The 6,900-nt window shown below is 68.9% G+C and carries 9 protein-coding genes and 1 pseudogene; 6 read left to right on the top strand and 4 right to left on the bottom strand.

The features are described from left to right. The first annotated feature begins 170 nt into the window (after positions 1 to 170). Positions 171 to 410, top strand: coding sequence for a chaplin (locus tag ABZ646_RS36545; protein WP_360528934.1), 240 nt, complete (start codon positions 171 to 173; stop codon positions 408 to 410). 35 nt (positions 411 to 445) lie between these two features. On the opposite strand, the gene ABZ646_RS36540 is transcribed toward ABZ646_RS36545, so the two are convergent. After that, complete coding sequence (locus ABZ646_RS36540) at positions 446 to 1,231, bottom strand: hypothetical protein (RefSeq protein ID WP_360528931.1); 786 nt, start codon at positions 1,229 to 1,231, stop codon at positions 446 to 448. Between the two features lie 150 nt (positions 1,232 to 1,381). On the opposite strand from ABZ646_RS36540, the gene ABZ646_RS36535 reads away from it, so the two are divergent. From ABZ646_RS36535 to ABZ646_RS36525, 3 genes are all read left to right on the top strand, one after another. Continuing rightward, positions 1,382 to 2,173, top strand: a complete 792-nt coding sequence (locus ABZ646_RS36535) for an ABC transporter ATP-binding protein (protein ID WP_360528928.1) — start codon at positions 1,382 to 1,384, stop codon at positions 2,171 to 2,173. A 61-nt stretch (positions 2,174 to 2,234) separates the two neighbouring features. Then, on the top strand, positions 2,235 to 2,666 hold the full coding sequence (locus ABZ646_RS36530) for an NfeD family protein (protein WP_358980827.1): 432 nt from the start codon (positions 2,235 to 2,237) through the stop codon (positions 2,664 to 2,666). A 130-nt stretch (positions 2,667 to 2,796) separates the two neighbouring features. Continuing rightward, on the top strand, positions 2,797 to 3,744 hold the full coding sequence (locus ABZ646_RS36525; RefSeq protein WP_360528924.1) for an SPFH domain-containing protein: 948 nt from the start codon (positions 2,797 to 2,799) through the stop codon (positions 3,742 to 3,744). A gap of 136 nt (positions 3,745 to 3,880) precedes the next feature. Here the strand turns inward: ABZ646_RS36525 and ABZ646_RS36520 are convergent, their stop codons facing one another. From ABZ646_RS36520 to ABZ646_RS36510, 3 genes are all read right to left on the bottom strand, one after another. Then, the gene (locus tag ABZ646_RS36520) at positions 3,881 to 4,390 is read right to left on the bottom strand and encodes an HNH endonuclease (RefSeq protein ID WP_360528921.1); all 510 of its coding nucleotides are present in this window, start codon (positions 4,388 to 4,390) and stop codon (positions 3,881 to 3,883) included. Between the two features lie 166 nt (positions 4,391 to 4,556). After that, positions 4,557 to 5,096 (bottom strand): YbhB/YbcL family Raf kinase inhibitor-like protein, encoded by a 540-nt coding sequence (locus ABZ646_RS36515; protein WP_360528918.1) that lies wholly within the window; start codon positions 5,094 to 5,096, stop codon positions 4,557 to 4,559. 62 nt (positions 5,097 to 5,158) lie between these two features. Beyond that, on the bottom strand, positions 5,159 to 5,941 hold the full coding sequence (locus ABZ646_RS36510; RefSeq protein ID WP_360528915.1) for a sporulation protein: 783 nt from the start codon (positions 5,939 to 5,941) through the stop codon (positions 5,159 to 5,161). 170 nt (positions 5,942 to 6,111) lie between these two features. Between ABZ646_RS36510 and ABZ646_RS36505 the strand changes: the two genes are divergently transcribed. Together ABZ646_RS36505 and ABZ646_RS36500 are read left to right on the top strand one after the other, a co-directional pair. Further along, positions 6,112 to 6,723, top strand: a complete 612-nt coding sequence (locus tag ABZ646_RS36505) for a DNA-3-methyladenine glycosylase (RefSeq protein ID WP_360528912.1) — start codon at positions 6,112 to 6,114, stop codon at positions 6,721 to 6,723. Positions 6,724 to 6,800: 77 nt separating this feature from the next. Continuing rightward, positions 6,801 to 6,900 (top strand): annotated as a pseudogene (locus tag ABZ646_RS36500) (transposase); the annotation flags it as partial.

Raw genomic sequence — 6,900 nt, 5'->3', positions numbered from 1 at the left:
GGGCCCACCGGGTCGTAGGCCCAGTCGCTCATAGGCCCGGCGGGTTGTACGCCCAATGATCCGAACGGGCAGTCACGGCCCCCGGTCCGTACCACCGGGGACCCCACGGGCGTTGATCAGGCACGACCCACGGCCGGGTCTGACACGCACACGCAGGAGGAAGCCACCCCATGAACATCGCCAAGAAGGCCGCCGTCGCCATGACCGTCGCCGGTATCGCTGCGGGCGCCTCCGCCGGTGCCGCCTTCGCCGACTCCGCCGCCAACGGCGCGGCCCTGAACTCCCCGGGCGTCATCTCCGGCAACACCATCGAGGTCCCGGTCCACGTCCCGGTCAACGCCAGCGGTCTCTCCGTCAACGTGATCGGGCTCCTGAACCCGGCGTTCGGCAGCCACGCCACCAACAAGTAGGACGCGAGGGTCTGGGGGCGCCGCCCCCAGACCGCCTAGCGCCCCCGCTCACGCTCCTCCACCACGGAGTCGTACGCCGCGACCAGAGCCCGCCGAGCCGTCCGCTCCACCGGCCGCAAAGCGGCCTGGCGCGCCGCCATCTCCGAGGCGCTCGTCGCGCCCCCGTGCCCGTTCTCGTACGCCAGCGAGACCAGCAGGCCCACCCGCTGCGCCAGCTCCAGCACCCGCACCGCCCGCGGCGGATACCCCGGCGCCAGCACCTCCCGGCCCCGCTCCGCACGCGCCCGGTACGCGTCGATCGCCGCCTCCGCCACCGGCCCCGACCCGGCGACGTCGAGCTTCGACAGCACCTCCGTCGCGTCCCGCAGCGCCTCCGCCAGCTCCCGCTCCGCCTCCCCGAGCGACGGCACGTCGGCCGGCGGTGCCTCCCGCACCGGCAGCACATGCCAGACCACCTCGACATGCACATCACCGGCGGGCCCGGCCTCGTAGACCTCGGGCACCAGGCCGAACGCGGCGCCGTGACAGATCACCGCCTCCTCCGCCTCCAACGCCCGCGCGTTGAACTCCGGCGGCCCGCTCAGCCCCAGCGGATGTCCCGGCGCCGGCAGCGCCACCCGCAGCGCGGTCGCCCCGAGCGTCCGCAGCCGCCCCAGCGCGAGGGTGAGCCCGACCGGAGCGGACTCACCGGGCAGCCCCTCCACCCGGTGCACCGCGTCCTCGCCGACGATGGCGAGCACGGCGTCATCCGGAGAGACAAATCCGGCCAATAGGGCATTTCCCCAAGCGGCAAGGCGTCCTGAACGCGGTTCCGACAGCATGCCCCCACCCTAAGGACCGGACCGATGGAATGGAGCGCCGCACGCGTGGCGTAGATTTCATAAGGGCTGCGCCCACCGGCGCCGCCGCCCGAGCCACAGGCGTACGCGACAGCCGAGACCGGCCACACTGCAAGGGGAGACAACGCGCTCATGAGCGATGTTCTGGAGCTTCAGGACGTATCCGTGGTCCGTGAGGGCCGGGCTCTGGTGGACCAGGTCTCCTGGTCGGTGAAGGAGGGCGAGCGCTGGGTCATCCTCGGCCCCAACGGCGCCGGCAAGACCACCCTCCTGAACGTCGCCTCCAGCTACCTCTTCCCCAGCAAGGGCACCGCCACCGTCCTCGGCGACACCCTCGGCCGCGTCGACGTCTTCGACCTGCGCCCGCGCATCGGCATGGCCGGCATCGCGATGGCCGAGAAGCTCCCCAAGCGCCAGACCGTCCTGGAGACCGTGCTCACCGCCGCCTACGGCATGACCGCCCACTGGCAGGAGGAGTACGACGAGGTCGACGAGCAGCGCGCCCGCGCCTTCCTCGACCGCCTCGGCATGACCGACTACGTCGACCGCCGCTTCGGCACCCTCTCCGAGGGCGAGCGCAAGCGCACCCTGATCGCCCGCGCCCTGATGACCGACCCCGAACTGCTGCTCCTCGACGAGCCCGCCGCCGGCCTCGACCTCGGCGGCCGCGAGGACCTGGTCCGCCGCCTCGGCCGGCTCGCCCGCGACCCGATCGCCCCCTCCATGATCATGGTCACCCACCATGTCGAGGAGATCGCCCCCGGCTTCACCCACGTCCTGATGATCCGTCAGGGCAAGGTCCTCGCCGCCGGCCCGCTGGAACTCGAACTCACCTCCCGCAACCTCTCCCGCTGCTTCGGTCTCCCGCTCGTCGTCGAACAGCTCGGCGACCGCTGGACCGCCCACGGACTCCCCCTGTCCTGACGGGCGTCGACGCGGCAAAGCGCCCTGTCGGGTTGGGCACCCCCGGCCCTACCATGACAATGTGAACAACATCGACGCGTGGGTGTGGTGGCTCGTCGTCGCGGCCGCACTCGGCATCCCGCTCGTGGTGACCGCGATGCCGGAGTTCGGCATGTTCGCGGTCGGCGCCGTCGCCGCCGCAGGCACCGCCGGACTCGGCGCGGGCGTCGTGCTCCAGGTACTCGTCTTCGTCGTCGTCTCCGTCGCCCTCATCGCCGTCGTACGGCCCATCGCGAACCGGCACGCCCTCCAGCGCCCCGGACTCGCCACCGGAGTCGACGCGTTGAAGGGCAGACAAGCCGTCGTCCTCGAACGCGTCGACGGTGCGGACGGACGGATCAAGCTCGCCGGCGAGATCTGGTCGGCCCGCTCCCTCCACCCGGACCGCGCCTACGAAGTGGGCCAGGAAGTGGACGTCGTGGAGATCGAGGGGGCCACGGCGATTGTCATCTGACCTCGAAAGACTCAACTGAACAGAAGAGTCCCCGAGTTGCGCGTGCGTCTGTCAGACTCGTCCAGCAAGATCTTCAACAACCATAAGATCTGCCGAAGCGCCGAGGCGGAGAAGGGTACGGGGAGCGACGATGGAACCGGTCATCATCGTCCTGGTCATTCTGGTGGTGTTGGTCTTCATCGCCTTGATCAAGACGATCCAAGTCATCCCGCAGGCGAGCGCCGCCATCGTGGAGCGCTTCGGCCGCTACACGCGGACGCTGAACGCCGGACTCAACATCGTGGTCCCGTTCATAGACACCATCCGCAACCGCATCGACCTGCGCGAACAGGTCGTACCGTTCCCGCCGCAGCCGGTGATCACCCAGGACAACCTGGTCGTGAACATCGACACGGTCATCTACTACCAGGTCACCGACGCCCGCGCGGCCACCTACGAGGTCGCCAGCTACATCCAGGCCATCGAACAGCTGACCGTCACCACGCTGCGCAACATCATCGGCGGCATGGACCTGGAACGCACCCTGACCTCCCGCGAGGAGATCAACGCGGCCCTGCGCGGCGTCCTCGACGAGGCCACCGGCAAGTGGGGCATCCGCGTCAACCGCGTCGAACTCAAGGCGATCGAACCGCCGACCTCCATCCAGGACTCGATGGAGAAGCAGATGCGCGCCGACCGTGACAAGCGCGCCGCGATCCTCACCGCGGAAGGCACCCGCCAGGCCGCCATCCTCACCGCCGAGGGCGAGAAGCAGTCCCAGATCCTGCGCGCCGAGGGTGAGGCCAAGGCGGCGGCCCTCCGCGCGGAGGGTGAGGCCCAGGCGGTCCGCACGGTCTTCGAGGCGATCCACGCCGGCGACCCGGACCAGAAGCTCCTCTCCTACCAGTACCTCCAGATGCTCCCGAAGATCGCCGAAGGCGACGCGAACAAGCTCTGGATCGTCCCCAGCGAAATCGGCGACGCCCTCAAGGGCCTGTCGGGCGCGATGGGCAACTTCGGCTCCCTGGGCGGCGGCTCGGGCGGCGGCGGCAACAGCATCCCGGCCCAGGAACGCCGCGAGAAGCCGAACATCGACTGACAGCCACTGAAAAACAAAGGTTCCCCGCACCCCGGTCAGGGGCGCGGGGAACCATTCGATGTGCGGCTCCGCCGCGCGGGCGCGACAAGCCACAACGCAGCCGCAGCCGCAAGCCGGGATCAACCCGGCAGACGCCCTAGGCGGCCACATCCCCCGCCAGCCACTCAGGAAGCGCCGCGTAGTCCTCGGCCCCCAACGCAAGCAGCATCGCATCCTGCGGCGAAGGCTCGAACGGCTTGCGCAGCAACGGCATCCCCGCCTGCTCCGGCGTCCGGTCCGCCTTGCGGTGATTGTCCTCCGCGCACGACGCCACCGTGTTCAGCCACGAGTCGCCCCCACCCTGCGCCCGCGGCACCACGTGGTCCACGGTCGTCGCCCGCCGCCCGCAGTACGCGCATCTGTGCCGGTCCCTGATCAGCACCCCCCGCCGCGACCAGGGCGCCTGTCTCCGGAACGGCACCCGTACGTACCGGCAGAGCCTGATCACCCGCGGCGCGGGTATGTCCACGTCCGCACCGCGCATACGCAGTTCGGGGTGGGCCTGCTCGACGACGGCCTTGTCCTGGAGCACCAGGACGACGGCGCGATTCAAAGTCACCGTAGACAGCGGCTCGAAGCTTGCGTTCAGAACCAGCGTGTCACGCATCCAGCCCACCTCCCATGTGCACCGTGCCCACCCCCGGCGGGCTGGATCAACTCTGGACGGGCGCGCCGAGATGGACAACGCAATAAAAACTGCCCGCCTCTGATCACTTCCAAGACCAGAGGCGGGCAAACGTTCAATGAACGCTCGACTGATTTCGCGAGCCGGGTCAGCCCTCGGCGGGGACCTCGTACTCGCCGATCAGCTGCGCCCGCGCGATCGCGTGGAAGCGCAGGTTGAACCCGACGACGGCAGGAGACACGTCGGCATCCGGACCCAGCTTCTCCTGGTCCACCGCGTACACCGTGAAGACGTACCGGTGCGGCCCGTCCCCGGGCGGCGGCGCGGCACCGCCGAAGTCCTTCGACCCGTAGTCGTTGCGTACGTGCACCGCGCCCTCGGGCAGTCCCTCGAACGTGCCGCTGCCGGCACCCGCCGGCAGCTCGGTCACCGAGGCCGGGATGTCGAACACGGTCCAGTGCCAGAAGCCGCTGCCGGTCGGTGCGTCCGGGTCGTAGCAGGTCACGGCGAAGCTCTTGGTCCCGGCCGGGAAGCCCTCCCACCGCAGTTGCGGCGAGGTGTTGCCCTTCGCGTAGACCTGAGCGTCCCTGAGCGTCGCCCCTTCCTCGACGTCCGCGCTCGTCACCGTGAACGACGGAACGGGCGGGTGGAAGTCATGGGGGAGAGGCCGCCGCTTGAGCTCGGTCACCTCGGTACCTCCTGATCGATACGGTCGATGCTGATCGATTACGGAATCCGTGGTTCCCGAGCCTAGAACCAGTTGCGCTTGCTGCCGACCTCGGACAGCCACTGGTTGAGATAAGCCGCCCAGTCGGTCCCGTGGAAGTCGTTCAGACCGACCTGGAACGACCTGAAGGTGTCGCTGCCCTCGCTGAACAGCCCCGGCTTCTTGTCCATTTCGAGGACGACGTCCATGGCGTACGCATCCGCCACGAAGCTCAGCTCCACCTGGTTCAGACCCCGGTACTGCGACGGCGGGTAGAACTCGACCTCCTGGTAGAAGGGGAGCGTCTGCCGCGTCCCCCGGATGTGCCCCTTCTCCAGGTCCGCGTTTTTGAACCGGAAGCCCAGCCGGATGAAGGCGTCCAGGATCGCCTTCTGCGCCGGAAGCGGATGCACGTTGATCGGGTCGAGGTCGCCCGAGTCGACCGCCCGCGCGATCTCCAACTCGGTCGTCACCCCGATGTGCATCCCGCGCAGCGCCTGCCCGTCGATCATCGTGACGGGCGTCTCCCAAGGAATCTCCAGCCCGAACGGCACCGCGTGCACCGCCCCCGCCTGAAGCTCGAAGGCGCCACCGAGCCGCACCTTCCCGAAGTCGATGTTCTGCTTGAACTCCTCGTCGCCGTGCTCCACCTCGACCCGAGCCTGCAGACCCACGGACAGCCCCTGGATCTCCTGGTTCACCGACCCGCCCTGGATCCGCACCTCGCCCTGGACAACGCCACCCGGTACGACGTTGCTCTCGGTGAGCACCGTCTCGACGGACGCCCCGCCGGCACCCAGGCTCGCGAGCAGCTTCTTGAAGCCCATGACTCTCCCTTTACGTACGGACCTTTGACCCTGAAAACGCGATCCGGCCACGACCGGTTCCGGCCCACACCCCGGCAAGCAGGCGATTCCTCGACCACCCCTCGGCATCCGCGGCCTGGACTAGGCTCGGACGCCATGATCACGCCCCGGAGTATGCCAAGGCGGCCAGCATGAACGCCGACTTCCTTGCCCATCCTGCCGAAGAGGTCGCCCCCAAGCTGCTCGGGAGCGTCCTCACCTGCAAGACCCCGGAGGGGACCGTGAGCGTCTCCATCACGGAGACCGAGGCGTACTCCGGTGCAGCTGACCCAGCTTCGCATGCCTACCGAGGGCAGACACCCCGTAACGCCGTCATGTTCGGACCCGCAGGACACCTGTACGTCTACCGGTCCCACGGCCTCCACTGGTGCGCCAACGTGGTCACCGGGACGGACGGAATCGCCTCGGCTGTCCTCATCCGGGCAGGCAGGGTCATCGCCGGGGAAGACCTGGCAGGCCAGCGGCGAGGCGAAAGAGTCACGAGTTCACGACTTGCCCGAGGGCCGGGGAACTTCTGTCAGGCACTCGGCATCACGGGCGAACACAACGGCATGGATCTTCTGTCGGGTACCTCGGTCATGCTGTCCGAGGGTGAGTCGGTGCCTGCCGCGCACATCCGGGTCGGCCCTCGGGTAGGAGTGAGCAAGGCCCACGACTGGCAGCATCGGTTCTACCTCGCCGGTGATCCAACGGTCTCGGCTTACCGCCTGAGCCCGAGAGCCAAACCGTCCGCCGGAGCCTGAGCCGCTGTGTGCCTCGCTCACGGCCCGCCGGTGAGTCGGCGCGAAGTCGGCCAGAAGATGCTTGATACGACAGTCACATCAGAGAGGGCACGTAGCGGGATTGCCTGTCTACGTCGTCATGGCGGTGACCGTGGACGGCACCCGCGACATCCTCGGCATCTGGGCCGGTGACGGCGG

The sequence above is a fragment of the Streptomyces sp. NPDC007162 genome (assembly GCF_040634175.1).
GTDB lineage: Bacteria > Actinomycetota > Actinomycetes > Streptomycetales > Streptomycetaceae > Streptomyces.
Note: the sequence above shows the minus strand (reverse complement) of the source record. Positions and strands in the feature narration are given on the sequence as shown.